The sequence below is a fragment of the Paenibacillus sp. FSL M7-1414 genome, from assembly GCF_038003195.1.
GTDB classification, from domain to species: domain Bacteria; phylum Bacillota; class Bacilli; order Paenibacillales; family Paenibacillaceae; genus Paenibacillus; species Paenibacillus amylolyticus.
Genome location: NZ_JBBOOS010000001.1, coordinates 1296518 through 1322637 on the forward strand (window position 1 = coordinate 1296518; position 26120 = coordinate 1322637).

A 26120-nucleotide genomic window follows, 5' to 3' on the forward strand; every position below is an offset into this window, starting at 1 on the left:
GAATAATGCTATATGAAGGCTATCCGCATGAAGAAGAACCAAAGGAGGGTGATGAAATGGCCATTCTATCAACTGGGCCCATTGAGAATAAAATTTCAGGAATAACGGGGATCCGACCAACTCAATCCGTTACGGTCAAAATCGATAACCGGAATGCGACAGAAATGTTCACGGTCCTTCTTCGGGGTTATTACCTTAATGGAGTCAGAACATTATATGTAGAAGAACTGCTCAATGTATCACCTAATCAGGTCATAACCAAAGTTTATAATGGGAATTTTGATGCTTTCGAGTTTGTATTTTCAACCTCAGACACGGCTGCTTCAGAAGCACAAATATCCGTATGGGGCAAAAATGCCGCAGGCGAATTAGTCGCGGCTCACCGATTGGTATCCCAAGAGTTATTGGGAGAAACGCTGAGCACAACGGGAGTAACAGGAGCCACAGGGGCCGCGGGCGTTACAGGAGTAACAGGAGGCACCGGGGTCACTGGTAGTACGGGCGTTACGGGAGTAACAGGAGGGACTGGAGCTACTGGAGTGACAGGAGCCACAGGCGTTACGGGAGTGACGGGAGGCACTGGGACCACCGGAGTAACAGGAGCCACGGGTATTACGGGAGTAACAGGTGTCACCGGGGTTACGGGAGCAACGGGAAGCACCGGAGCTACTGGAGTGACAGGAGTCACAGGCATTACGGGAGTAACGGGAAGCACCGGAGCCACTGGAGTAACAGGAGCGACGGGCATTTCTGGAGCAACGGGAAGCACCGGGGCTACCGGAGTAACAGGAGCCACGGGCGTTACGGGAGTGACGGGAGGCACTGGGACCACCGGAGTAACAGGAGCCACGGGTATTACGGGAGTAACAGGTGTCACCGGGGTTACGGGAGCAACGGGAAGCACCGGAGCTACTGGAGTAACAGGGGCCACAGGCATTTCTGGAGTAACGGGAAGCACCGGGGTTACCGGAGTAACAGGAGCCACGGGCGTTACGGGAGCAACCGGAAGCAGCGGGGCCACCGGAGTAACGGGAAGCACCGGAGCTACTGGAGTAACAGGAGCCACGGGCGTTACGGGAGCAACTGGAAGCACCGGAGCTACTGGAGTAACAGGAGCCACTGGCATTTCTGGAGTAACGGGAAGCACTGGAGCTACTGGAGTAACAGGAGCCACGGGCATTTCTGGAGTAACGGGAAGCACCGGGGCTACTGGAGTGACAGGAGCCACGGGCATTACGGGAGCAACGGGAAGCACCGGGGCCACCGGAGTGACAGGAGCCACGGGCGTTACGGGAGCAACGGGAAGTACCGGAGCTACCGGAGTAACAGGAGCGACGGGCGTTACGGGAGCAACGGGAAGCACCGGGGCTACCGGAGTAACAGGAGCCACGGGCGTTACTGGAGTAACGGGAAGCACTGGAGCTACTGGAGCAACGGGAAGTACCGGGGTTACTGGAGTAACAGGAGCGACGGGCATTACAGGAGCCACGGGTATTACGGGAGTAACAGGAAGCACTGGGGTTACCGGAACAACAGGTGTCACTGGAGCAACCGGTACAGCAGGGCAAGGGTTGTCCTCGTACGCTTATATTTTTAATACTTCAGCTCAAACTGTAGCTATTGAAGCGGATGTAATCTTCGACAGCAACCAAAATCTTACTAATATTACTCATGCGCCCAATACCGCTGCGATTATTATTGGTAATGCTGGGGACTATGCGGTGTTTTTCAACGTTGCAGGTGTGCAGGCAAACCAATTCACCCTTTATCAAAACGGAGCCCCTGTAGGTGGCAGTGTCTATGGTTCAGGAGCTGGGACTCAACCGAATCCAGGCATGGTCATTATTACGGCTGCTCCCGGTGATGTGCTGACATTACGGAATCATTCCAGCGCATCAGCTGTTGGTCTGCAAACACTAGCAGGTGGAACACAGACCAATACTAATGCTTCTATTCTTATTCAACAGTTAAGCAGTTAAACTTTTCGAGCTTATAATTTTGATTAATAAATGGGTGTGTCCAGAAAAGTAGACATTTAAAATTGGAGATGCTAATTTTTTAGACATTAAGAGAAGAATCGGAGAAAAGGAAAGTTAGATGCTCTTGTAAAGTGTTCGTACAGAAAAAACCATGTGCCCAGAAAGAAAGAGGCAACATGGTTTTCTTTTGTCTTTTTTCATATATATATTGATCCAGCTGGAAAATAACTATCGGAACATATTCTTAACGACCATCCAGAGATTAGCCGGTTTTTCGGCTAAACGGCGGGTATAGTACGGATACCACATGGTGCCATAAGGTACGTAACAGCGAATGCGATAGCCTTCTTTGGCGAGACGTTCCTGTTCGCTCATGCGCAGACCATATAACATCTGAAATTCAAAGGCATCCGGCGAGATTCCCCGATCCTTAGCGTATTGTTTTGTCCAGTTAATGATGTGATCATCATGCGAGGCAACCGCAGTGTACACACCCTGATCGAGGTGATTACGAATCATCGTTTTGAATTGATGAATGACTTCAGAAGTATTCTGATAGGCTACTGATCCGGGTTCTTTGTAAGCACCTTTAACCAGACGAAGCCGAATGCCTTCCCGAATCATATCACGTGTATCTTCTTCGGTGCGATGCAGGTAGGCTTGCAATACTGTGCCTGTATTATGCAGTCCTTCCGAGTGCAGTCTTCGCACAATATCCAGCGTTGCTTGAGTAAATGGACTATCCTCCATATCAATTCGGACAAATAGATCATGCAATTTGGCTTGTGTGGCAACGGTACGGATATTTTGGTAACCCTCTTCCGGTTCAAGTGCGAGGCCCATCTGGGTTGGTTTTAGCGAGACGTTGGAGTCTACGCCTTCACGTGCAATGCCTTCTACCAGGCGTACATACTCATCCCTGTATAATGCCGCTTCGCTCAGGCGAGTGATGCCTTCGCCCAGATGATCGAGTGTAGCCATAATGCCTTTATTATTGAGTATATGGATCTCTTCGAGAGCTTCTTCCAAGGTGTTTCCTGCAATAAATTTGCCTGCCAGCTTCTTACCATATCTAATGGACAGGTTCTCTACAGCTTTGTTGCCTGCCACGGTCAATAAGGTTTTGCGATATAGTTCCGTTCCTACACTCATTTTCGTTTCCTCCTTCAGCATTTTGCATCCTTAATTCAAGCAAGAAACGTGCCAGATTTGGCGATGGTCTACTATTTTTCATGAAAATTATCTATTTAAATTGAACTAAACATTTACACAAAACGGAGAGGACAGAAAGAACCTGAAGAAGCGGAGCGCTCGCCTTTATCCCCGGATTTCCCCTCTATAAAAAGGAAACAAAAAAATCTGGGGATAACAGCGATCGGAAGGTTATTCTGTCATCGGAGTGGCCCGAGTGAATTTTCTTTAGTTAAATTTAACGAGAAAAATATTTCAGTCTCAACCGGAGTTGGCACGGATTTTGCTACATATATTTGGTGATGAGTAACATGCAAAATAATTCAGGCGAGCAGCCAGCGAATCCCACATCCTGAAGGAGGAATCATTGATGAATATCCCTTTTGTTAACGAACCATTCACACCCTTTGCAGTACAGGCGAACCAGGAAGCATTTGAAGACGCACTTCGTCAGGTAGAAGCTGAACTTGGGCAGGAATACCCGATTATTATTGGTGGGCAAAAAATAACAAGCAGCCGCACGTTAACTTCCGTGAACCCGGCAGCCAAGAATCAAGTTGTCGGAACGATCCATCAGGCAGATCAGGAATTGGCCGAAAAGGCCATTCAGACAGCAGCGGAGACATTCCACACATGGAAACATACTGACCCGAATGAACGGGCTCGTTATCTATACAAAGCAGCTGCCATTATGCGTCGTCGCAAGCATGAGTTCTCTGCATGGATGGTTTATGAAGCCGGCAAGACTTGGCCTGAAGCCGATGCGGATACAGCAGAAGCCATTGATTTTATGGAATTCTACGCACGGGATATGCAGCGACTGAGTGAACCGCAGCCCCTCGTGCGGATTGCAGGGGAAGATAATGAGCTGAGCTATATTCCGCTGGGTGTTGGTGTTGTTATTCCACCTTGGAACTTCCCGCTGGCGATTATGGCAGGCATGACTTCGGCTGCACTGGTATCTGGCAACACAGTGGTCTTGAAGCCTGCCAGCACAACTCCGGTGATTGCCGCCAAGTTTATGGAGCTGCTCGCAGAAGTTGGTCTGCCGGATGGCGTTGTGAACTTTTTACCAGGACCAGGCAGTGAAGTGGGGGATTATCTCGTGGATCATGCGCTCACCCGGTTTATCAGCTTCACCGGTTCCCGAGATGTGGGACTGCGAATTAATGAACGTGCAGCACGAACAGCTCCAGGTCAGAAGTGGATCAAACGGGTTATTGCAGAGATGGGCGGCAAGGATTCTATCGTAGTAGACAGTGACAGTGATCTGGAACTCGCGGCAGAGTCCATTACCGCTTCGGCATTTGGTTTCTCAGGCCAGAAATGTTCGGCGTGTTCCCGTGCCATTATTCATAAGGATGTATATGATGAAGTATTGCAAAAAGTGATTGAACGGACACAGAAACTGACGATGGGTAGTCCGCTTGAAGTTGGCAGTCAGGTTGGGCCAGTTATCGATGATAAGGCATATGCAAAGATCACGGAATATATTGAAATCGGCAAGGGTGAGGGGCGGCTTATGCACGGTGGCGGTACAGGGAACGTTGAAGGTTATTTCATTGAACCAACCATAATTGCGGATGTAGACCCGAGAGCCCGGATTGCTCAGGATGAGATTTTTGGACCTGTGCTTGCGTTCATCAAAGCAGAATCTTTCCAGGATGCTTTGGATATCGCCAATAATACAGACTATGGTCTGACCGGCGCGGTGATCTCACGTAATCGTGAACATCTGGAACAGGCAAGACGCGAATACTTTGCGGGTAATCTGTATTTCAACCGGAAATGTACCGGAGCACTGGTAGGCACACATCCATTTGGCGGATTTAACATGTCAGGCACGGATTCCAAGGCAGGTGGAAGAGACTATCTGCTGTTGTTTACCCAGGCGAAGCTGGTGTCGGAGAAATACTAGACAGGAACTCATGATCCAACTAAAAACTTCTTACATTCACTTGAATAGTATGCTATTATCCCTGCAAATCCTTTTGTTCGTATAAGAAACACAGATGCTTATTGCCTAAGGCATAAGGAGGGTAACGGATGTTAGGTGTTCAGTTGGTACAGGAACAACGTATTCGGCTGTCCATCACGCCGGAGATGAAACAATCCTTTCAATTGCTAACCATGTCTGGTCAGGATCTGACCCGTTATTTGCTGGATGCAGCGGAGGAAAATCCAGTACTTGAACTGGAAGAACAAGCTGCGCCTCTCGCCCGGATTCCGCGGCGAATGGATCAGCGGAGGTATGATTCCTATGACCCGTTGCTTCAGGCCAAAGGTGCCGAACCTACTCTGGAACAATTGCTGATTGCGCAAATTCGAGTGATGACAATTCCAGACGAATTGGAAAATATGGCCGTATATTTGGCAGGGTGCGTTAATGATGATGGTTATCTGACGATTGAACTGGCAGAGGTGCAAGCAACACTTGAGCTTCCGATGAGCAAGATTGCAGCGGGACTGGAGCTTCTCCAATCGCTGGACCCTGCTGGTGTAGGGGCGCGGAATCTGCAAGAATGTCTGTTGCTCCAGATTAGACGTGATCCATCAGCCTCGCTGAATGCGGAATGGATGGTGGAAGCAGGATTGGAAGCACTGGTTCCTTTTCACCCAGGTAGAACAGGGAGACGATTAGGCATGACTTCGCAGGAAGCTCAGACTGCCTATGACTATATTACACGTCTCGATCCCAAGCCCTGTCGATCGATCGGATGTATAGAACGGCCACATTACATTATTCCGGATGCCATTGTTGGGTTGCGTAACGGTGAGGTCCATTATAGTTTGCATGCAGCAGGTAACCCTCGGGTATCGATGAATGAAGCGTGCTTCCGCTGGATCAGGGAAGAGGCTCCGGACACAATCTGGTCTACCCGCGTGGCAGAGGCGAGGGCTATTATTCGGAGTGTACACTTGCGGCGCAGGACTTTAGTGCGTGTGCTGGCGGCAGTGATGGAAGAGCAGAAGCACTTTTTGGTCAAAGGCCCATCCGCGCTAAAACCACTTAATCTGGCTGTTATTGCAGAGAAGATTGGCATGCATGAATCAACGGTAAGTCGTGCGGTGAATGGTAAATACATTGAGACCCCACATGGTGTATATGAACTCAGGGCTTTTTTTGCCTCGGGAATCAGTACAACATCAGGGGAGAAAACATCAGCATCAGCGGTGAAACGTAGATTAAAAGAAATCATTCGCATGGAACAGGCTCAGCGTCCATACTCGGATAGTCATTTGGCCACACTGCTCGCCGAGGAGGGGATTGTCATCTCCCGCAGAACGGTTGCCAAGTACAGGGAGGAACTTCAGATTCTGCCTTCCCTTGAGCGTAAACGGTGGGCTTAATCGAATAGCTGGCTTATTATCATCTCTGAATACAAGAACCCCCGCAAACCGGATAAACGGTCTGCGGGGGTTCTTGTTAATTATTTGAGTTTGGGTTGCTGCATCAGTTTTCCTGAGTACCTACAAACGTTCCATATTACGCAGGAAGTGTTCTCCGGCAATCCCTGGTGTAGTCATCTGTTCCGGATGAAGAATCTCTTCCAGTTCTTCCGGTGTCAGCAATCCGCGTTCGAGAATAATCTCTTGCAAGGAAAGTCCAGTCTTGAGCGCTTCCTTCACGATGGAAGCTGCCACATTATAACCCAAGTGCGGGTTCAACGCCGTAACCATACTGAAACTTTGGTTCATGATTAATTCGCAGCGCTCACGGTTAGCTTCCATCTCTTCAACTGCATAACGTGTGAAAACATCGATGCCGTTATTCATGATTTTCAGCGATTGCAGCAAGTTGAAAGCAATAACTGGGCCCATGACATTCAGCTCGAATTGACCGGCTTCACATGCCATACAGATCGTATGATCGTTCCCCATCACCTGGAAGGATACCTGGTTAATGACTTCCGCCATAACGGGGTTGACTTTACCCGGCATAATGGACGAACCTGGCTGACGCGGTGGCAGGCGCAATTCATTGAATCCTGCACGCGGGCCTGAAGCCATCAAGCGAATGTCATTACAGATTTTGGAAAGGCTAACCGCACATACCTTCAGCGCCGCTGAAAGTTCCAGATAGGCATCTGTGTTCTGGGTTGCATCCACGAGATCCTCAGCTGTTTGTAGTGGTAGTCCGGTAACAGCTGACAGGTGCTCTGTAACCTTGACGATATATTCGGGTTTGGCATTGAGTCCTGTACCTACCGCAGTTGCACCCATGTTAATGGTAAGCAAGCGACGATTGGCGAATTCAAGACGCTCAATATCCCGTCCGATGACACGGGCATAAGCTCCGAATTCTTGTCCAAGGCGAATAGGTACGGCATCCTGAAGATGGGTACGGCCAACCTTGACCACATCGTTGAATTCCACTTCTTTTTTACGGAACGCATCCTGTAGTCTTTTCATGGTAGCGAGTAACGTCTCCGACAGTTGGTACGCCGCAATGCGCAGTGCTGTAGGAACCACGTCATTAGTAGATTGGGACATGTTCACATGATTATTGGGATTGCAATGGAAGTAGTCTCCCTTGCTTTTGGTTAACAGTTCCAGCCCGCGATTGGCCAAAATTTCGTTCATATTCATATTCATGGAGGTGCCTGCACCGCCCTGAATGGAGTCTACAATAAAATGATCCAGATGATGGCCTTTCATCATTTCTTCAGCTGCCATGACGATCACATCGCCAATCTTGCTCGGCAGCATCTTCAACTCCATGTTGGTAATCGCTGCTGCCTTCTTCACCGCAGCCAGAGCCGTGATCAGCTCCCGGTGTACCGGAACGCCGGTAATCGGGAAGTTTTCCACGGCCCGTACCGTTTGAATTCCGTAATAAGCATAAGCCGGGATTTCTTTTTCACCGATAAAATCTTTCTCCGTCCGTGTGGACATAGTAGACATCTCGTTCGCCTCCAGTGGCATCAATAAAAATAGTTCGGCTCCAGCGTTGCTGAAGCGCACTCAGTATATCATTTAAGCAAAATGGATGCCAATCTAAATCATTTGACCTCTTGTGCCGATAATAAATAAAATTAGGGATATCCAAGCTTGTCTTATACATTATGCGCTATATGGTAGAGAAGTCATGCATGAACGGCAAGTATGAGGGGGAATAGAACGTTTTCAGTGATGTATATCACATGAAATTTGGTACTTGATTGGTAAAATAGGAAAAAAGGACTACGGGGTGTGCACATGAAATGGACTTTAGGAGCAAAGACTGTCGCAGGTTTGGTACTGATTTCGATTATTACCTACGGAACTAGCGGCTTTTTTATATTTTTTGTCAAAGACTGGATTACATTAGATATTCCTAATTGGGTATACATATCGATTATCCTGATCATGGGAGTATGCTGGAACGGGATTCTGGGATGGTTTGCCTCACGCTGGCTGACTCGTCCAATCGTTCACCTGTCCCGGGCTGCACAGCAAGTTTCAGCGGGAGATCTGACAACCGAAATTCCGCAGCGACGCACGCAGGATGAACTTACTGTATTATATGATGCTTTTCGCGCAATGGTTTCTAACCTTCGAAGCATTGTAAATGATATTGCAGACAGTACAAGAACGACTTCACAGAACGCACAGTCTCTGAGTGAAGCGATTACCCAGGCCGCTGAACAGATCGAGATGATGTCGGATGCGGTAGATCATATTGCAGTAGGCGTAGAAGAGCAGAAGGTCACTTCCCATCAATCTTTGATCACTGCGGATGAGATGCTGAACGATTTCCAACGTATGCATAGCCAGTCAATGGACATGACAGAGATGTCCGGTCAGATGGAACGATCGGTGGATCATACAAAACAGACTTTCTCATCGTTGATGAAAGGGATGGACGAGCTGGCCGAGTCGCACAATCGTTCCCGCGATATTATGCTGTTGCTGGAGAAGGAAGCCTCCGATATCGAGGTAATTACCCAGTCTGTCAAAAACATCGCAGAGGAAACTGGGTTACTTGCCTTGAATGCTTCCATTGAGGCTGCACGAGCTGGCGAAGAGGGTTCTGGTTTTGCAGTCGTGGCGCAGCAGATCCGCAAGCTGGCAGACGAAAGTAAGGAATCGGTACACCGTATTAATGAGCTGATTAGTCGTGTGCAAGAGCGGATCAGGGAGACAGCCCAACTGTCTCATGAGCAGCATGGTCTCGTGGTTAATGAATCGGAGCGGACCGTCTCTGTGGATCAGACGTTGCATGAACTGACAGGTACAGTGGAAGTATTTATGAAGGGTGCACATGATATCGGCTCCAAGATTGCAGAACAGACCGGTCGCGTGGAGCAAACGCACGGTCATGTGAAGAAGATCCAAGGGAAAGCTGGATCGTTCTCGGATGAGGCGAGACGAATTATGGATGCCGCACACGAAGAGACAGCCATCATGGAGGAGATTTCATCCTCGGCTGAAGAACTGAGACAATTAACCGATCGGTTATTGGACAAAACCAAAGCATTCCGGATGCAGCCTTAAGCTGTGTTCGGGATTTTTTTTGTTTTTGGAGCACAGTTTTGGCATGATAATTTGCTTATTCTGGTTAAAGCCGAACGTTCTTTCGTGAAAACGAAAATTTGTAAAGATTATTTTATGAAAGATTAACAAATTCGCAACTTGCAGGCGATAAATGAAGATATAATAGGATTATCACAACAGATAAAGGAGCCCAGTATATTGAAAACTTGGACAGGTATCCTGCTGATGATTATTCTGGCGGTAGCTACGATTAGTACAACTTCGGCTGCCAGAACCATGAATGAATCGCAAAAACAGCTTAACATAGATGATCAATCCAGCCAGACCGAAGTGGTCGAGGCTTCCAATATAGATAAACTGCATGACACAACGAAGACAACACAGGAATCCATTCCTGTGAAAGAGGAATACGTTTCGGTAGCTCCAGAGAATGAGAACGTCAGATTATACCCCATGAAAGTTGAGGGTTCAGGATATATATATAACGGAATGATTTTGGAAGTGGACGGCAAAACGCGAGAATTTAGTGATTGGCAGGGAGAAGGCGGGTCTTACAAACCCGAAGTGCACGAGTTGGATCTGAATGGAGACGGCCAGAAAGAAATTATCGTTTTGTACACGGAAGGTCATGGAACAGGTATTTATTTGGGACAAGCACGTATCATTAATCCGGTAACGCTGGAAGAGATGAAGATGCAATCTCTGGATGAGATTGCGAAACAACATGTGAAGTCAAAAGTTACGGTTAGATCAGACCGTGTGGATGTTGATGTCGCCGTTGATGGTGTTCAAGCAGAACCTTTACGGATCGAGGAAGATACGAGTGGCGGCGTATATAACGAAGAGTTGGGGTTCGGTGGAGTTACCTATTACAGTGTAGAGGATGGCCAGCTTGTCGTATCAGCAGCAGGATCTTACGGTGCGGCTTTGTATGCGGGTGATCTGACATTTGCTTATGAGTATCAAGATGGCGAGTGGAAGGCCGTAGATTTGAAGTACAGCATGGAAGTGTATGAAGAAGAATATTATGAATCTTTTGATTGATATCATCCTGTTGATATCATAGTGCAGTGGGAATTAAAAGTTCTCGATTGTGGAGTTAAGTGAACAACTGACAAGAATATCTTCCTTTCTCCGTATACGGACAATGGGAAACAGGGCGAGGCTGAAAAAAATGGGGACATACAGCCTCGTTTTGTGTTGCCCGGAAATAGGCAATGTGTACTAAAAATGCAGTAAACAATTGACATTATCACTTTAGTCGTTTAAATGTATAAAGGACAAATCATTTTAACATTCAGGAGGGATTTTGATGAAGAAAAAAGTTGTACTGGGTTTGATGGTAGGTACACTAACGCTTGGGATCGGAACAGGTGCACTCGCAGCAACAGGGTTGGAGCAGATTAAAGCCTATCTAAACAGCAAGATTACGCTAAAAATGGATGGTGCCACGGTGACAGCCAAAGATGCCAATGGTAAAACAGTGTTGCCTATCACTTACAACGGAACGACTTATTTGCCTGTGCGTGCTGTGGGATCTTTGCTTGGGACAGAGATCACTTATGACAGTGCAACTTCATCCGTCCTGATTGGCGGAAAGAATGGATCTGAGCCCGTAACCAACGGAAAAGTAACGCTGAGTGCACTTGGAACATCCGTACTGGGATCTACCGCTTGGCACACCAAAGATCCTAAGGATACCACATATAAAGGCAAGGATTACAAGGATGTTTATCTGCATAATGATCCTACGAAACAGGGGGATGATATCCAGATTAATACGGGTAAAAAGTATTCTTCTCTGCACTTGGAACTTGCCGCGCTGAAAGGAAATCAGGAGATTCATATCTATGATCAGGATCTCGCGACACTCAAAAAGTTCAATATCACTCCAGAAAGCGGTATGATGAGTCTAGATGTGGATGTTAAAGGTACAGACGCTGTCTATGTAGAGATTGTATCTGAAGATCCGGGTTCGGCTCTGTTTGTACCGCTCACAACATCGTATCTGACGAAGTAAAACACAATCTGCAAGTTTGCGACCTTACAGAAGGGGCAAGGCAAGCATAAACATAAAAAAACGATGATTCACTAGGCGATTCCTGAACCGTATCCGGTATTCAGAGTTGCCTGGTGAACATCGTTTTTATTTTCTTTTTGTTACGAATATTAACGAATGACGGTATCCAGTGGTTTGAGATTGGCTTCAATCTCGGCGCGGCGACTTTCAAGGAATGGAGGCAAAGCAAGCGATTCTCCCAGATGCTCCAATTCTTCGTCTGTATCAAATCCCGGACCATCGGTTGCAAGTTCGAACAGAATGCCGTTTGCTTCACGGAAATACAGGGAGCGGAAGTAGAAGCGATCTACAAAACCGGAGTTAGGGAATTGGAAGTTACGAACCCGTTCCACCCATTGTTTCAGTTCTTCTTCGTTATCCACACGGAATGCAACATGGTGTACGCTGCCACGTCCAGGACGCTCTTGGGCAAGGTCATTCCGTTCCTCAACATGCACCTCGGAGCCGCTGCCACCTTCACCGGATTCAAAAACGAGTACATCAGGTTGACCTGGAGTAAAGGCAGGGTAACTTCCTTTAGCTCTGAAACCGAGCAATTCTGTAAGAACCGGAGCGGTAAGGGAAGCATCTTTTACCGTAAGATGGATAGGGCCAAGACCTACAATGCCATACTCGGCAGGCACAGGACTCTGATCCCATGGTTTACCACCAGCGACACCTGTGTTGTTTTCATCCGAGACCAGAATCAGACGTTGTCCTTCAAAGTCTGTGAACGAAAGCGTGGCACGACCACCCCGTTCAACAATCTCTCCATGTGGGACTTCGAATTCGTCAAAACGCTGCTGCCAGTAAGTCAGTGCTGCATCACTTGGAACGCGCAGTGACGTGCCAGATATACTGTTCACACCTTCACGTGTCTGTCCGGCCATCGGAATCTCGAAGAAGGTAAGTTCGGTACCCGGATTGCCTTTTTCATCGCCATAGAAGAGATGGTAGACGGACACGTCGTCCTGATTGACCGTTTTTTTAATGAGGCGCAAACCCAGGATGTTGGTGTAGAAACGATAGTTCTGATCGGCATGTGCTGTTAGAGCTGATACGTGGTGAAGTCCTTTGATTTGCATAATAATTCCTCCTAGATGAAATGGGATAGTGTAAATGTTTAGTTGAACATTTGTTGAGTGCTGTATTTTTATCATTTCGGTTAAGAAAGTTACTAACTTTTCGTTTGTTTTGGTTCTGAATTTATCTTAACATAAAGATATTTAAATTACAATGCTTATTTAGAATTCCAACTGGACAGCATTTTCATTCAATGGCAAAATGAAAAAGTTAACATTAAAGAGAGATAATGTTGGTGAGATAATCGAAAAGGAGAGAAGAGATGCGTGGCGTATCCACCATGGCTGGACCCTTATGATGCAGAGCCGTTTATCCTGTTCTCCCGTTCACATATCGTTTCAATTAGCGTAATTACAGCATTAATTGTACTAATGTTTTTGCTTCGACACCATCTTCGATCATGGTCAGAGAGGGCACGCCGCATACTGCGGATTGTTCTGGCTTGTATCATGTTTGCCTGCGAAATCGTGCTGCAACTCTGGTATGTGTACGGAGGGATATGGAGCCTGAAGACGTCACTGCCACTCGAACTATGCAGTCTGTCTCTGCTATTATCGGCGTTGTTACTACTGACACGCAGTCGACTGTTACATTCTGCACTGCTCTTTGCGGGCATTGTTGGAGCCCTTATGGCGATCCTGACTCCTAATCTGGGTTATGGTTATGCACATTTTCGATTCATTCAATTTTTCGTTGCTCATGCCTGTATCATTCTGGCTTTACTATACATGACCTGGGTGGAACAGCTGCGACCTAGCTGGAGATCTGTAGCAGGTTCGATGATATTTGTGAATGTGGCAGCATTAATCGTATACGTTGTAGATGTCATGCTTGACGCGAATTATATGTTTTTGAGACACAAGCCGAGTACACCCTCGGTGCTTGATATGTTAGGTCCGTATCCCATGTACATCCTTGGGGAAGAGATACTTGCGCTAGTTTTGTTCTCGCTGATGTACATTTTGCTCTTTGCCATTCCAGATCGGTTGAAGCATCGTGTGAAAAAAGGTAAAAGCTCCGCGGTATAGGGATAATCCTTGTAGTTGCGTCTGCGCCGTATTATAAACTAAAACATCCCGCAGCAATCTGACCGGATCAGATCGCTTGCGGGATGTTTGGGCGTTGTCCCTAAATGGGGCCAACTTATATTTATATTTCTATCCACGGAGCAGTGATTCCGCACCATCCACGTAGATTCGTGTACCTGTAACATGAGAGGCTTCATCGGAAGCGAGGAACAGAACGAGGTTCGCCACTTGCTTCGACGTTCCAGGTTCGCCCTTGAGCGGATGCTCGTGACCCTCAGGGAATTCAACAGGAATCTGTACTTCTTTCAGATCATCCGACGGGTAGGTGTTATCATCAATGTTGGTATCGATGGCACCTGGACAGACGGCATTTACACGGATCTTATAACGAGCCAGCTCCAGTGCAGCCATCTTGGTAAACGCAGTTTGTCCCGCTTTGCTGGAAGCGTATGCAGAGAAACCGATCCCTGAGAAGACCCGGTTACCGTTGATGGAACTGGTGATAATGATGCTGCCGCCATGTTCTTTCAGATGGGGGATGGCATATTTGACGGTTGCGAAGGTTCCGCGCATATTGATCTCCATCGTCTGGTCCCAGTCCTCGATTTCCATTGTTTCGATCGGGGCCATCGTTCCGTTGATGCCAGCATTCGCAAATATGATATCCAGTTTACCCGCTTCAGCCGCAGCCTGATTGATTGCCTTCTGCACATTATCCGGTTTGGAGATATCACATTCGATCACATACGCTTCTCCGCCAGCTTTTTCAATCGTCTGCTTGGTTTCCTCCGCATTTTCGGGTGTGCGATCCAGCATATACACTTTGGCTCCATGCTCGGCGAAACGAATAGCGGTAGCCTGACCAATACCCGATCCACCTCCGGTTACAATCGCGACTTTGCCTTCCAAACGTTGTTCTGTCATCACTGATCCCTCCATGAGTTAGATTATCGTTGTACGCTCTACTTCTAACATACCCGGCTCAAGACGCGTGAATCATATGTGTATATATCAAAAAGAACAGGACCGCAACGCGGCCCTGTTCTGGAACAGATCAACTTCATCATCTGTCTGCTGTGAACTTATTTTGGCATGTGAATGGTGGGAAACTCATTCAAGTCATGTCCGATACTTACTTATGTTTCTTCCAGTCCATTGCACTGTTATTGAGCAAATATTCGAAGTCGTTATCCCGGCGCTTCTGCTCCGCTTGTCGAGCTTCTTCTGCCTGTTGACGCTCCTGTTCTTTAAGAGCCGCTTCGGCAGCCTTGGCTTCATCCGCCTGAGCTTTCAGCTTCTCCAGCACATCACTGCTAAGCAGATCCTTCAGTGTTGTGGGTTTATCCTGTGCTACTGCTGTTTTGGGAGCAGGAGTGCGTTTTTTGGATTTTGCCATAGGAAAATCTCCTTTCCAAACATGAATCAGGTTCCATTTATCGTACAGTAGTCATAGTATATCAGGTTCCCGTAAAGCATTCCATGAATCTGCGGAACAAAAGCAGGAAAACGAGGGTTGCGTGACGAATGAAAACGGGTATAAAATCATATACTATTACCGATACTGCGACTATTCCCTGGAGAAAGGAGTCGTTGTTCGTGGAAGTAAACCGTGGTTTACTGAAAGGGCTTGCATGGGGCGTTGCCTTCAGCTGCCCGTTATGGATTGCGATTATCGGCTGGTTACGTTTGATGGGATGGATGTATTGAGGATGATGCCGGAAGAGGTCATTTTTTATAAAGTCATATATGTAACCGCTATCATCAAAATAAATAAATAAAGCTCTGCCTTGCGAGATACGCACAGGACAGAGCTTTTGTTTGTTTAGAGTTCCTTACAAAGTCATAACCATGGATTATTATCCATTTGGCAAGGAAGTTAATTAAGGCATTTTTACCGGCTCTGGATATTCCAGACCATGTGTATCTACCGTAACTTTTTTCATAACTTGATCCTTAACGGGTTTGTCACCTTCACCTATTTCCTGAGCAGCAATGTTATCCACAGTTTCTATGCCTTCCGTTACTTTACCGAAGGAAGCATAGGCATTATCAAGATGATCAGCATCTGCTAACATAATGAAAAATTGGGAACCAGCAGAATCCAGATTATCTCCGCGCGCCATGGAGATAACCCCACGCGTATGATTCAGGTGATTTTTGTGACCGTTAGATGTAAATTCACCCTTAATGGCATACCCTGGGCCACCTCGACCATTACCGTCTGGATCTCCGCCCTGAATCATGAAACCTGGAATAACACGGTGAAAGATTGTGCCATCATAGAAACCCTGATTCGCTAGTGAAATAAAATTGTTCACCGTATTGGGTGCAATTTCCGGATATAGCTCAATGACGATCTTCTGTCCATCTGCCATTTCAATAGTAGCTACCGGATTGGGACCCGTTGGTTCAACTGGAGATGGTGTTTCTGTAGCGCCACTCGAAGGGCGTCCACAACCACTAATGACGATAAGCAGCATCGCGATTACCAGCGAGACCACTGTATTTTTTTTCCACTGTAAAGACATGAAAACGTTCCTCCTTGCATCTCTGCATTATATATTTTCTCCAAATCATATTTGGATATTTACCCAACTATCATACCGTTTTTGTGGACAGGATGGCAATGTAATACATGTGTTTGTGGTGAACAAGGGATGGTCTTCGTGGAATGATGGGTGTAAAATAAGGAAAATGCTTCCGCATCGGGACGTACGGGTCTGTTCCGTCCGCTCCAATACACGGCAGTCCCGGCGTCAGTAACGGAAAGGGCGTGCGGGTATATGAACTTCTCGTGGAAGCGCAATCTGGTCATATTGTGGATTGGTGTATTTTTTTGCAGCACTGCGTATTCGATCTCGATTCCATTTCTGCCCCTGTTTCTAAGTGCTGACTTGGGGGTTCGTGATCACCTGGAGTTATGGTCAGGACTGGCCTTTGGCATTACGTTTCTTGCAAGTGCACTCGTGTCTCCGTTCTGGGGATCACTGGCTGACAAATACGGACGCAAGCCCATGCTGATCCGGTCGGGATACAGCCTTGCCGTCTTGTATTTAATCAATTATTTCGTGCAGGACCCGTATTCGCTGATTGTTGTTCGATTGTTTCAGGGTCTGCTTGCAGGGTTTGTTCCAGCAGCGATTGCCTTGGTAGGCACGAATACACCTGAAGAGAAGACTGGTTATGCACTTGGTATTATGTCCACTGCAGGAGCCACTGGTGGTATTATCGGACCGTTAATTGGTGGTGTGGTGAGTCATTATTATGGCAACCGGAATGCATTTTTGTTTTCGGCTATTGTTGTGTTAGTCTCAGCAATCATCGCAACCTTCTGGGTAAAAGAAGAGAACTTCAACCGGAACAAAGCTCGTTCCCAAGTCATGGATGACATTCGTGAAGCGAGAGCAAATCGTTTGTTTATGACGGTGCTTGGCATGATGGGTATATGTACATTCTCCGTCATGATTTTGGAGCCACTATTGACGGTCTATGTGATGGAGATGGGCGTTCAGCCGGATCGTGCCTCACTCAGCTCGGGTATTATTTTCTCAGCGGTGGGGGTAGCAACAGTTATTATGGCGCCGCGTTGGGGCAAGATTGGTTCAAGGATTGGATACGGTAAAGTGTTGATCATCGGACTGGTTGGTGGGGCTGTAGGGAATCTTCTGCAGTTCTTTACAACAGGTTATATAGCATTCGGCATTTTACGATTTGTGTACGGTTTATTCTTTGCGGCTGTATTTCCGGCAATTAACGCCATGATTGTGCAGGCTACCGCATCGAGTTTCCGGGGCAGGGCTTTTAGTCTGAATCAATCCGCTGCCCAGATCGGGACGATGGCGGGACCGATCATTGGTGGTGTACTTGGGGGCTGGCTGCCGATACGCTGGATATTTATTATTAATGGAGTGGCATTGATCATCACTGCGATTGTAGCGAAGTGGTCAGGATTGGATCACAAACTGCCCGTGACAAGTAAGGTTTCCGCTAAACGATGATGCTGAATCCCTAAGAGTACGTGAACTTACAGGTAACAAAAAAGATGACGCTGTGAAATTACAGACGTCATCTTTTTTAAGTCTACTACGGATCTATATAAGTTAGTCATCCGAAGAGGGCTTACGAGAAGCCTTCTCTTTGGGAATGGCATGCTCGACCGCATCACGTTGGTCCTCATCCTCAAGTGCTTCGGGGAAGGAGTCCTCAGTGAACAGTCCGAAGTCCGGGTCAATATCCCGTTCGGTCACGAGATTATCCGGTTCATGCACCTGCTTTTGGCGATCTTCCTTCATCGTGTATGTACCTCCTCATTCAGGATGTCATAACAGTCGTTAATGGCGTGGTGGAATGTCGTTCTCCGGTTCGGCATCCGCACCAGCACCATTAAGCAGATCGGTACCATGCAGCGCATCCGGATCGGGTGCAGCAGGATCAACCGGGCTGTTCGGTTGCAGAAGATCTGCATCCGGTACAGATTCCAGCGGTGTCTCAGCCAAACGTGAATCCAATTCCGGCTCGTCCACAGCAGTTGCGGCTACGGGTGCCAGATCCGAATCTTCCGTTACAATCCGTCTGCCGGAAACTTCATCAAAGGTATCCATATCGCCTTCCGGGACTTCCGTCTCTGGCGGAATATCGCGGGACCTCTGATAACGGTCATAATAGCGGTCGCTCTCTTCGTTACTAATTGGTTTGTCAGACATGAGTAACACTTCCTTTCATTGTCGGTTGTCCAAAACTTCTTACCCCGTAGTTACCCAAAGCGCTAGTGTTGTAATCTTGCACAGGTTATTATCTCCGGGTGTTCACTACGATATGAATGCCTTAGAATTTGGGGAATACATATTTAACCAAGAAGTATAAGAATCCGAAAAAGATAATGATATATGCGGCATATTTAATAAATGTGGAAGCGACCATACTTGAATCCGATTTATGCTGAACATCCTTATGTTCCACCTCAACCGTACGATGTGGCTCATTCATTGTAATCATCTCCTTAGCGTGTTTGTTTGCTTTGAGAAACCATTACACCCGGAGCAAAGGATTGAATCGCAGCCACCGTTTTTACAGCTTTTCCTGTTTTGCCTATGTTATGATGAAGCTTGAATATGTAAGGGAGGAATTTCATGTGGACTGGTTCACACTGGGCAATATGATCACACGCATCCGTATCGGGCAAAAGGCGTCCACACCCGGGTTCTCCCGTACCGTCATCCGTCGTCCGGATGGTTTGTTTTGGGTAGGCGGTATATGGTCCGGGCAAGTTGTACAGTTACGGGATTTCCTTTTTTCCGACATATGGACCATCTATGATGATGAGGAGACAGAGCAATGGCTTGAATTTCGCAGTCAAGTTGAACAGATAGAACGGGAAAAGATAGTGAACCAGTTCGAAGACTTGCGTGATTAATCTGATAACTTTAACAATAAAATGGAAATAAGACTATAAATCGACTTAAATGTGAAATTTCATTTTATCTCAAGAAGGTGACGTGACAAACGGTGGCGAATGATAAATGAGAGAATCTAAGATAGGGAAAATTAGAACTTTGAGGTGCTGTGAATGAAAAATGTGCCCAAAGCTATCGTCATCTTATGGATGAGTGTATTGATTATTCTAGGCATGCCACATGGGATAGTCTTTGCAACTACAGGAGCGGTTCAGCAACCTGTATCCATTACAGGATGGGAAGTAAAATGGGGGAACGTTGACGATCAAGGATTCATCAGTGAGGTTAAGGGAGCAGACGAAATATGGGAAAAGCAGGGCAGCGATAAGTTAGAGTATAGCAATACGGATCGATCGAATTCTTTATGGACTCGCCTGACCATTCCTGAGTTGAGTGAGGAAAGTTCAGCCATTCGATTTGAGAACATTAAAGGCAATCATATTGTTGTTTATCTGGAAGACCGCAAGGTCTACGAGAACTATCATTACAATTATGATAATAATGCTGTGTTGCTGCCCTTATCCAGCGAAAATTCAGGTGACACGCTCTATGTATGGTCGCAAAATGAAAAAGGCCGTCTGGGGATACAAGGTACTGTTCAGGTTGGACCTTATGCCGCGTTACAGGAGAAATATATTCATAACGGACTTATTGATGTAATTTTGGGCGCGACCTTTGTTTTCACAGCGATTACGATGCTGAGTTGTACGTTCTTCCTTGGCAAATTCCATAAGGGATTATGGATCTCGCTATGCATCGTGATGGGTTCCATCGGCACGATGATCATCACGTACTCGCAATTTTTGTATACGTTCTATCAGGTATATGGTGACCTGTATTCCGTAGTCTTTGATCTGGCGATGCTGCTGGGCATGCCAGCGTTATGTTATTTTTTTGAACAAATTATCGGACCAGGACTGCATGGAATCTTCACCAAACTGCGAAAAATACTATTCATATATTCAGTTATCGCTGTGTTCTCTCTATGTATCTATGTTACTTCAGGTGGGCAATGGGAGATCCTCTACAATCTGCTCGTACAGCGTGTGGTTGGCATTGTGTTGGTCATTCTGCTGACAATCCTGTTGGTTGGTACCATCGCCAAAGCGCTGCAACGAAATCGGGAAGCTATGCTGCTTGCAACGGGATTTGGTACATTTGCCTTGATCAGTGTGGCTGAACTGTTGTGGTATTATCAGCGGAGTGGGACGTATCATCTGTTATGGTGGAAATGGTCCATGGTTGCATTTGTAATCTCGTTGATTGCCATTCTCGGAAGTCGTTTTGCCGAAAAACATACTAAAGTTCTAGAGTATTCCAAGGAACTGGAACTGTTCAACAATGAGTTGCAGCGATCCGAAAAGATGGAGATTATTAGCGAACTGGCTGCTTCCGTTGCCCATGAAGTACGTAATCCACTTCAGGTGACAAGAGGGTTCCTGCAGCTTATGACAGAACAGGAAGACAACAAAAATAAGGGGTATGTGCGAATTGCACTGGAAGAACTTGATCGGGCTTCGGGCATCATAACGGATTTTCTTACCTTTGCCAAACCTGAGTTTGACCATATTATTTCGCTCAATATCTCGGATGAATTCAATCATATTGAAGGCATTCTTGTACCGATGGCTAATCTGGAAGGTGGTAAAATTACCACCGACATTCCGCCAGATCTATATATTCGAGGCAATTCCTCGAAGTTTAAGCAGGCTTTTATCAATATTATCAAGAATAGTATTGAAGCTCTGCAGGGACAAGGTCAGATTGATATCTGGGCGTATAAGCAGGATGGAATGATTAAGGTGCATGTCAGGGATAACGGAGAAGGAATGGACGAGGAAGCACTCTCCCGGTTGGGCGAGCCTTATTTCTCCAATAAAATCAAAGGCACAGGCCTGGGCATGATGGTGACATTCCGAATTGTTGAAGCGATGCAAGGACAGATCAGCTTTACAAGCACCAAAGGGGTAGGAACAGAAGCGGTTGTATCTTTTGCCGAGTTCGTCGATTGACGAACTCACAGAAGGATACAGCGGCTTTTTTTGTTCCTACCCCTGATTTCTTACATTACCAATAACTCACCGGTTTAACTTCTCCAAGGCCCACAATTCACATCATAATTTACTTTGGAAGGGTTGGGAGGTATGACAAGCACATAGTCATTCTGCTGCTCCTCAACAGTACGTACCTGAATGTGCTCCGGAATTACGATGCCGAACGCTTCACGAAGCGCCTGCTTCGGATTGGAGTGCAATTGTTGTCTGAAGTGCTCGTCTGTCCAAGCCTTTTCAATAATATCCTCATGCAACGTTTTCTCTGATACCATCATCGTCAACATTCCCTTCATATTTAAAATTAAACTGAATCAGCTTAGTCCTTATGTTCAGAATCCCAATTGTTGCTCGCTAATCCAGTGATGAAACCCACCTTGGAGGAGCTGTTTCTTCCGTTGTGTAATGTCCTGAACAGCTTGTACTAAAGTGCTGCATAAATAAGAATTAAACGCCTCAAGATGCGATATTCCTAAGTTAGACGATGTTAGTGTACGATTATAGTGATAAGCAATGTCTACGTAAGAGTTCATGAGTTGTGTATTGTATACATTGTCATGTATACGTTCGCTTAGAGGATGAACTGGATAGTTGTGATTCAGTGCTGCGGATATGTGGGAGAGGTAGCTGTTGTAGTTTCCATGCACAGCATCTTGTTGCGTGTCTGTGAAGTCATCGGTCATCTGGAGTGTCATGAGTGTGATGTTGATGGCAGAACACACCGGGATGATCCGGTCGGACTGATTCAGCAGAAGCAGTGCACCCGTAGCTCCAATGAGGAGAGGGGCAGCCTTTTGCGCAATCAACAAGGGATTCTGTTGGAAATAATCAATGGAATGCTCACCCGTAACACTCACGGCCCAATCCACTACATATTGTCTGAAATAGACCCAGAACGTGGAGGAAGGATTGAATAATACCGAGTAAAGTTGAAGTGCATCCATGTAATATAGATTACCCAGGGATAACTTCAATGTGGCATTCTCCGGTTGTTCATCCATCACGTCGTCCTGATTCAGAAAATATAACATATGGATGAGACAGGCTGTACTTAATTGGTGTGCCTTCTCTGGGGGTAGTTTATCTGAGTGTTGCATCCAAAGTGGAGTGATGTACCCGATGTAGCTGTGTCCCGAATCTCGTAACAGCGGATTAACCGAACGAAGCTGCTCTAATGCATGTCCTGACAAGGGTTCGGGATATTCCCGTACGAGTTGCTCCGCTGAAGCAAACACGACCTCCAGATCGGATCTAAACGGATCTAACCAATCTTTCCGCATTATTACATATCGTCCTTCCTGCGATAAGGTGACTAAGGACTGTTCGACTATAATCATGAAGTTACACTTAGTATAGCGGAAATAAACTGAAAAAAATAGGATTTTTTGTGATCAATTGTGAGAAAAATGATGACTTTTTGTATTTTATGGCATAAAAAAGTGGATTTTAGGCTCAAACTAGGAAGGCACAGGATTTCGACATCGGAAAGGCGGCAGAAAAATGAATTTGAAATGGAAAACATGGATGGCAGCCGGATTGGCAGCCGTAGTTATAACAGCAGCAACAGGACATGTAGCATTCGCTGATTCAACAGTTCGGGCTGAGGAACATGACGATGCGTCAAAAGTTTCTTCCTCCGGTAAACCAGCGAAGCCATGCATGCAGGCAGGACACGGTCTGTTCATGATTGGTGAGACGGCAGACTTGCTTGGGATTGGACTTCGGGATCTGAAAGAACAGATGGAACTTGGCAAGACGTTGTCGCAGATTGCCAAAGAGCGTAAGGGACTTAGTGAGGAGCAGTTATTGCAGAAGTTGAAGCCTACACTGGCACAGCGTTTGGATCAAGCTGTGGAAGAAGGTTGTCTCACCAAGGAACAAGCTGCAGCCACGAAGGCAGACATGGATACAAAGTTGAAAAAGGTCATTAATACCCCGCTGCGTGATTTGCGGCGTGAATTTGCCCACCATGGCAAACGTTCCATAGTAGATAAGGGCGAAATTGCCCGGTTTATTGGAGTCACGCCTGCTCAACTGCACGAGCAGCTTCAGGGAGGGAAATCCCTGGCTGAGATTGCTCAGGCAAAAGGCATTAGTGAAACGCAGCTGGTGGACAAGTTGAAGGAACAAATAACGGGTGATCTGAAGAGATTTGTGAATCAAAAGGGCAACGTGCATCCAGCCCCAGGTCCCCAGGAACCTGTTCCTGGACGATCAACTTCGAGCGAAGTAAAATAAAGAAGAGCGTCTCCATAAGGGGACGCTCTTCTTTATTTCAAAACGGCTCACTCGTTCCCGGACTGCGAGTTGGGCCAGGTGACGGAGTTCGCTCAGATGAATTTCTTTTGTCCACAGCAGCTGATGGATTGGGAGTTAAACGTGGTTTGCGCATTAACCCTACGGTGAAACGTGAGCCAGGAAGCTTGGATAGCGCCCAACTGATTGCAAGAGCAACACCAACCGTTACAAGGAACGATAGCAACGTTATAGGCAGATGCCATCCACTGAGTTGAAGCGGTCTGGTGACATAAGCGATCGCGTAGATCACCAGTGCATGAACCAGATACCCACCAAATGAATAACGGCCAATCCAGGCTAAGAGGCGCTGAAACCGTATATCTTTGCCCCGCATTAGTACAAGGAAACCATACATCATAAACATCTGAGCCATAATGATCAGGAATGTGGTTGGTTTCAGATAGGTGGAGATATTCAGATTAACAACATCCCCGGACCCGCGCAGCACATCGTAACCAAGCCATATATACATCCCTATAAACAGACAGATCGTCCATGGCAGGATCTTTGTGGTCCAACTCCTCCAGCTATCCACTGACCAGGCACACACGGCACCCAGTAAAAAGTAAAACCAGTACATCACCCATGAATAGGAGCGATATTGCAGCAACGTTGACCAAGGCTCAGACATGGATTCTGTCCAGCCCCCCATATTATAGTAGGACCATTGCATAAGCAGGGCATATAGTACTGCTGCAAAGAGAATTAGTCCGATAATGACTTGCATGGGCGTGAAACGTGAGGTGTTCTGGATACGTCTCTGAATGGCTTTTGCTCCTGTCCAGAACAGGGGGAACAGAATATAGAATTGAAACACCATAATGACAAACCAGAGATGATATCCCGTCTGTGGTATAAACAGTTCACGAATCAGACTGCGAAAATCCGGTATGCCTGCAAGCCAGAACGCGGGGGTGAAGATACGGACAGAAAGCCAGTAGATCAGTGTCCATACGACAAACGGCATATAGATATCGCCAAATCGCTTTCGAATGAAGCGAGGATATTCCGGTTTGGTGTTACGATGATGGTAAAACAACATTACACCCGATAGAAATACAAACGTTGGCGTACCAAATCGGGTCAGATGATAAATCATGGTCAGCATAATGGAATCCGGTTGTTCAATATCAGCGCGATAGATATACTCAGCGATACTATGCTGCATGACGATTGCCAGAAAGGCAATGCCCCGCAGTTCGGTCCATTCCGTTATTCGCGGTTTTTTCACATTGTAATCCTCCCTCCAGGAACCGGAGTTCATCATATAAGGGTACCCGTTAAACATTAAGACTGCATTAAATGGAGAAAATAGGTACAAAAAAAGACGGCTTTGGCCGTCTTTTCTATTGATATATCTCATGCTTGTTTTAGTTCTGTTCCTCTGATGATGGAGTCTCTGAGGACTCGGCATCTTCTTCAAACATTTTCTGAATGTAGGACTGGAGTTTGGTCACATCAACACCCAGTACCTGAGCTGAGCCGACCAGTTCATTGGTGAGTAGTTTGTTCGGTGGAATCTGCTGCTGATCGATATCGTTCACATGGATATCGAAGCCAAGTGATGCGAGTTTTAACATCTGGGTTGGACTGAGGTCTGTCTCAATGTAGGGAGCGATCGCTTCCAGGATATCAGGGATTTTGAAAAGCGACGTAGTACTCTGCATTTTCTTGGCCAGCTCGGTCATGAAGATCCGCTGCCGTTCGGTGCGCGTAAAATCCGAGGTGGCATCATGCCGGAACCGAACATATTGCAGAGCGGTTTTGCCGTCCATATGCTGCAATCCTTTTTTTAAGTCAATGTCGTACATATGTTTATCTGCTTTACTGGTGTAATACATGTCTTTCTCCACATCGATCTCAATGCCACCTACCGCATCAACGAGTGCCATGAAACCTGTAAAGTCTGTGTAGACATAATGCTGAATGGGAATACCGAGCAGATCACTGACGGTTTGTTTAGTCAACTCCGCACCCCCGTAGGAAAAGGCTGCATTAAGTCTGCTTTTGCCATGCCCGGGAATGGCTACATAGGTATCACGCAGTACGGAGAATAGATGGGCTTTCTTGGTGACCGGATCAATGGAAGCGACCATGACCGAGTCCGAGCGTCCTGCATCGTCGCCTCTTGAGTCTCCACCAAGGAGCAGAATGTTCACCCGTTCCTGGCCCTCCCATCTGGGAATCGTTGTCGTTGGTGTGTCTGAATCGTTGTCTGTGCCGGAAGAGGACGAGTTGGATGAAGTCCCGGAAGCCGTGGAGATGCTATTGGCAAAATGAACAATCGAATATCCGTAATATACAACGACACCTGTAATCGCAAGTGCCAGGGTCAGGGCTGTACCCCATAACCATTTTTTAAGCATAATCTTCACCTTTCTATGATTGAACTGATATGTAACCCAAACTAGTTTAACAAAAAGAAAGCAAAATGTCCTCTTTGATTTCGTAACTTCGGTCAATGTGAGGAATGTTTGACAAATAGTTAGTGTATATTTATT

General features: G+C 46.6%; 24 protein-coding genes. 11 read left to right on the forward strand and 13 right to left on the reverse strand.

The features are described 5' to 3' along the window. Positions 1-56: 56 nt before the first annotated feature. Entirely contained in the window at positions 57-1979 is a 1923-nt protein-coding gene (locus tag MHH92_RS05775) for a beta strand repeat-containing protein (protein WP_340902577.1), read from the forward strand. Positions 1980-2207: 228 nt separating this feature from the next. On the opposite strand, the gene MHH92_RS05780 is transcribed toward MHH92_RS05775, so the two are convergent. Then, a complete protein-coding gene (locus MHH92_RS05780; RefSeq protein WP_340902580.1) occupies positions 2208-3131 on the reverse strand; it encodes a proline dehydrogenase family protein in 924 nt (307 codons plus the stop codon). A gap of 409 nt (positions 3132-3540) precedes the next feature. Between MHH92_RS05780 and pruA the strand changes: the two genes are divergently transcribed. Both pruA and rpoN read left to right on the forward strand, forming a co-directional pair. Next, a complete protein-coding gene (pruA, locus tag MHH92_RS05785; protein WP_340902581.1) occupies positions 3541-5088 on the forward strand; it encodes an L-glutamate gamma-semialdehyde dehydrogenase in 1548 nt (515 codons plus the stop codon). A gap of 128 nt (positions 5089-5216) precedes the next feature. Further along, a complete protein-coding gene (gene rpoN / locus MHH92_RS05790; RefSeq protein WP_340902583.1) occupies positions 5217-6521 on the forward strand; it encodes an RNA polymerase factor sigma-54 in 1305 nt (434 codons plus the stop codon). Between the two features lie 120 nt (positions 6522-6641). Here the strand turns inward: rpoN and MHH92_RS05795 are convergent, their stop codons facing one another. Then, complete coding sequence (locus tag MHH92_RS05795) at positions 6642-8075, reverse strand: aspartate ammonia-lyase (RefSeq protein ID WP_340902585.1); 1434 nt, start codon at positions 8073-8075, stop codon at positions 6642-6644. Positions 8076-8369: 294 nt separating this feature from the next. Here MHH92_RS05795 and MHH92_RS05800 point away from each other — a divergent pair, with 294 nt between their 5' ends. The 3 genes from MHH92_RS05800 to MHH92_RS05810 all read left to right on the forward strand — a co-directional run bounded on the left by MHH92_RS05800 (position 8370) and on the right by MHH92_RS05810 (position 11667). Further along, positions 8370-9647, forward strand: coding sequence for a methyl-accepting chemotaxis protein (locus MHH92_RS05800; RefSeq protein ID WP_036612082.1), 1278 nt, complete (start codon positions 8370-8372; stop codon positions 9645-9647). Between the two features lie 198 nt (positions 9648-9845). Next, the gene (locus tag MHH92_RS05805; RefSeq protein WP_051449833.1) at positions 9846-10691 is read left to right on the forward strand and encodes a hypothetical protein; all 846 of its coding nucleotides are present in this window, start codon (positions 9846-9848) and stop codon (positions 10689-10691) included. Between the two features lie 268 nt (positions 10692-10959). Beyond that, complete coding sequence (locus MHH92_RS05810) at positions 10960-11667, forward strand: stalk domain-containing protein (protein ID WP_100526911.1); 708 nt, start codon at positions 10960-10962, stop codon at positions 11665-11667. A 149-nt stretch (positions 11668-11816) separates the two neighbouring features. On the opposite strand, the gene MHH92_RS05815 is transcribed toward MHH92_RS05810, so the two are convergent. Beyond that, the gene (locus MHH92_RS05815; protein WP_340902591.1) at positions 11817-12791 is read right to left on the reverse strand and encodes a ring-cleaving dioxygenase; all 975 of its coding nucleotides are present in this window, start codon (positions 12789-12791) and stop codon (positions 11817-11819) included. A gap of 264 nt (positions 12792-13055) precedes the next feature. Between MHH92_RS05815 and MHH92_RS05820 the strand changes: the two genes are divergently transcribed. Then, the gene (locus MHH92_RS05820; protein WP_340902592.1) at positions 13056-13817 is read left to right on the forward strand and encodes a YwaF family protein; all 762 of its coding nucleotides are present in this window, start codon (positions 13056-13058) and stop codon (positions 13815-13817) included. A gap of 129 nt (positions 13818-13946) precedes the next feature. Here the strand turns inward: MHH92_RS05820 and MHH92_RS05825 are convergent, their stop codons facing one another. The 3 genes from MHH92_RS05825 to MHH92_RS05835 all read right to left on the reverse strand — a co-directional run bounded on the left by MHH92_RS05825 (position 13947) and on the right by MHH92_RS05835 (position 16345). Further along, a complete protein-coding gene (locus MHH92_RS05825) occupies positions 13947-14741 on the reverse strand; it encodes an SDR family oxidoreductase (protein WP_036612094.1) in 795 nt (264 codons plus the stop codon). Between the two features lie 208 nt (positions 14742-14949). Further along, a complete protein-coding gene (locus tag MHH92_RS05830; protein WP_211081827.1) occupies positions 14950-15213 on the reverse strand; it encodes a YqkE family protein in 264 nt (87 codons plus the stop codon). 484 nt (positions 15214-15697) lie between these two features. After that, entirely contained in the window at positions 15698-16345 is a 648-nt protein-coding gene (locus MHH92_RS05835; RefSeq protein ID WP_340902598.1) for a peptidylprolyl isomerase, read from the reverse strand. Positions 16346-16600: 255 nt separating this feature from the next. Between MHH92_RS05835 and MHH92_RS05840 the strand changes: the two genes are divergently transcribed. Further along, a complete protein-coding gene (locus MHH92_RS05840) occupies positions 16601-17815 on the forward strand; it encodes an MFS transporter (protein WP_340902600.1) in 1215 nt (404 codons plus the stop codon). 102 nt (positions 17816-17917) lie between these two features. On the opposite strand, the gene MHH92_RS05845 is transcribed toward MHH92_RS05840, so the two are convergent. From MHH92_RS05845 to MHH92_RS05855, 3 genes are all read right to left on the reverse strand, one after another. Next, a complete protein-coding gene (locus MHH92_RS05845) occupies positions 17918-18109 on the reverse strand; it encodes a hypothetical protein (RefSeq protein WP_221819027.1) in 192 nt (63 codons plus the stop codon). 39 nt (positions 18110-18148) lie between these two features. Beyond that, complete coding sequence (locus MHH92_RS05850; RefSeq protein ID WP_340902604.1) at positions 18149-18520, reverse strand: hypothetical protein; 372 nt, start codon at positions 18518-18520, stop codon at positions 18149-18151. A gap of 121 nt (positions 18521-18641) precedes the next feature. Continuing rightward, positions 18642-18803, reverse strand: coding sequence for a hypothetical protein (locus tag MHH92_RS05855; RefSeq protein ID WP_017690239.1), 162 nt, complete (start codon positions 18801-18803; stop codon positions 18642-18644). Positions 18804-18948: 145 nt separating this feature from the next. On the opposite strand from MHH92_RS05855, the gene MHH92_RS05860 reads away from it, so the two are divergent. Then, on the forward strand, positions 18949-19230 hold the full coding sequence (locus tag MHH92_RS05860) for a hypothetical protein (RefSeq protein ID WP_340902616.1): 282 nt from the start codon (positions 18949-18951) through the stop codon (positions 19228-19230). 153 nt (positions 19231-19383) lie between these two features. Continuing rightward, entirely contained in the window at positions 19384-21282 is a 1899-nt protein-coding gene (locus MHH92_RS05865; protein WP_340902618.1) for a HAMP domain-containing sensor histidine kinase, read from the forward strand. A gap of 74 nt (positions 21283-21356) precedes the next feature. Here MHH92_RS05865 and MHH92_RS05870 read toward each other — a convergent pair whose 3' ends face one another. Together MHH92_RS05870 and MHH92_RS05875 are read right to left on the reverse strand one after the other, a co-directional pair. Continuing rightward, positions 21357-21599: an NHLP leader peptide family RiPP precursor gene (locus MHH92_RS05870; protein ID WP_091015589.1), complete on the reverse strand. Its 243-nt coding sequence runs from the start codon at positions 21597-21599 to the stop codon at positions 21357-21359. A gap of 54 nt (positions 21600-21653) precedes the next feature. After that, positions 21654-22601 (reverse strand): hypothetical protein, encoded by a 948-nt coding sequence (locus MHH92_RS05875; protein ID WP_340902620.1) that lies wholly within the window; start codon positions 22599-22601, stop codon positions 21654-21656. 220 nt (positions 22602-22821) lie between these two features. Between MHH92_RS05875 and MHH92_RS05880 the strand changes: the two genes are divergently transcribed. Further along, positions 22822-23559 (forward strand): hypothetical protein, encoded by a 738-nt coding sequence (locus tag MHH92_RS05880; RefSeq protein WP_340902621.1) that lies wholly within the window; start codon positions 22822-22824, stop codon positions 23557-23559. A gap of 37 nt (positions 23560-23596) precedes the next feature. Here MHH92_RS05880 and MHH92_RS05885 read toward each other — a convergent pair whose 3' ends face one another. Next, complete coding sequence (locus tag MHH92_RS05885) at positions 23597-24850, reverse strand: acyltransferase (RefSeq protein ID WP_340902623.1); 1254 nt, start codon at positions 24848-24850, stop codon at positions 23597-23599. Positions 24851-24989: 139 nt separating this feature from the next. After that, positions 24990-25985 carry an LCP family protein gene (locus MHH92_RS05890; protein ID WP_340902624.1) on the reverse strand — a complete coding sequence of 332 codons (996 nt, stop codon included), beginning with the start codon at positions 25983-25985 and terminating at the stop codon, positions 24990-24992. Positions 25986-26120 lie beyond the last annotated feature (135 nt).

Coding starts and splice junctions, on each gene's coding strand:
- MHH92_RS05780 (WP_340902580.1), bottom strand. CDS start 3,131: ATGAGTGTAGGAACGGAACTATATCGCAAAACCTTATTGACCGTGGCA.
- MHH92_RS05825 (WP_036612094.1), bottom strand. CDS start 14,741: ATGACAGAACAACGTTTGGAAGGCAAAGTCGCGATTGTAACCGGAGGT.
- rpoN (WP_340902583.1), top strand. CDS start 5,217: ATGTTAGGTGTTCAGTTGGTACAGGAACAACGTATTCGGCTGTCCATC.
- MHH92_RS05865 (WP_340902618.1), top strand. CDS start 19,384: ATGAAAAATGTGCCCAAAGCTATCGTCATCTTATGGATGAGTGTATTG.
- MHH92_RS05810 (WP_100526911.1), top strand. CDS start 10,960: ATGAAGAAAAAAGTTGTACTGGGTTTGATGGTAGGTACACTAACGCTT.
- MHH92_RS05795 (WP_340902585.1), bottom strand. CDS start 8,075: ATGTCTACTATGTCCACACGGACGGAGAAAGATTTTATCGGTGAAAAA.
- MHH92_RS05880 (WP_340902621.1), top strand. CDS start 22,822: ATGAATTTGAAATGGAAAACATGGATGGCAGCCGGATTGGCAGCCGTA.
- MHH92_RS05870 (WP_091015589.1), bottom strand. CDS start 21,599: ATGATGGTATCAGAGAAAACGTTGCATGAGGATATTATTGAAAAGGCT.
- MHH92_RS05835 (WP_340902598.1), bottom strand. CDS start 16,345: ATGTCTTTACAGTGGAAAAAAAATACAGTGGTCTCGCTGGTAATCGCG.
- MHH92_RS05855 (WP_017690239.1), bottom strand. CDS start 18,803: ATGAATGAGCCACATCGTACGGTTGAGGTGGAACATAAGGATGTTCAG.
- MHH92_RS05830 (WP_211081827.1), bottom strand. CDS start 15,213: ATGGCAAAATCCAAAAAACGCACTCCTGCTCCCAAAACAGCAGTAGCA.
- pruA (WP_340902581.1), top strand. CDS start 3,541: ATGAATATCCCTTTTGTTAACGAACCATTCACACCCTTTGCAGTACAG.
- MHH92_RS05875 (WP_340902620.1), bottom strand. CDS start 22,601: ATGCGGAAAGATTGGTTAGATCCGTTTAGATCCGATCTGGAGGTCGTG.
- MHH92_RS05800 (WP_036612082.1), top strand. CDS start 8,370: ATGAAATGGACTTTAGGAGCAAAGACTGTCGCAGGTTTGGTACTGATT.
- MHH92_RS05775 (WP_340902577.1), top strand. CDS start 57: ATGGCCATTCTATCAACTGGGCCCATTGAGAATAAAATTTCAGGAATA.
- MHH92_RS05845 (WP_221819027.1), bottom strand. CDS start 18,109: ATGAAGGAAGATCGCCAAAAGCAGGTGCATGAACCGGATAATCTCGTG.
- MHH92_RS05890 (WP_340902624.1), bottom strand. CDS start 25,985: ATGCTTAAAAAATGGTTATGGGGTACAGCCCTGACCCTGGCACTTGCG.
- MHH92_RS05850 (WP_340902604.1), bottom strand. CDS start 18,520: ATGTCTGACAAACCAATTAGTAACGAAGAGAGCGACCGCTATTATGAC.
- MHH92_RS05840 (WP_340902600.1), top strand. CDS start 16,601: ATGAACTTCTCGTGGAAGCGCAATCTGGTCATATTGTGGATTGGTGTA.
- MHH92_RS05815 (WP_340902591.1), bottom strand. CDS start 12,791: ATGCAAATCAAAGGACTTCACCACGTATCAGCTCTAACAGCACATGCC.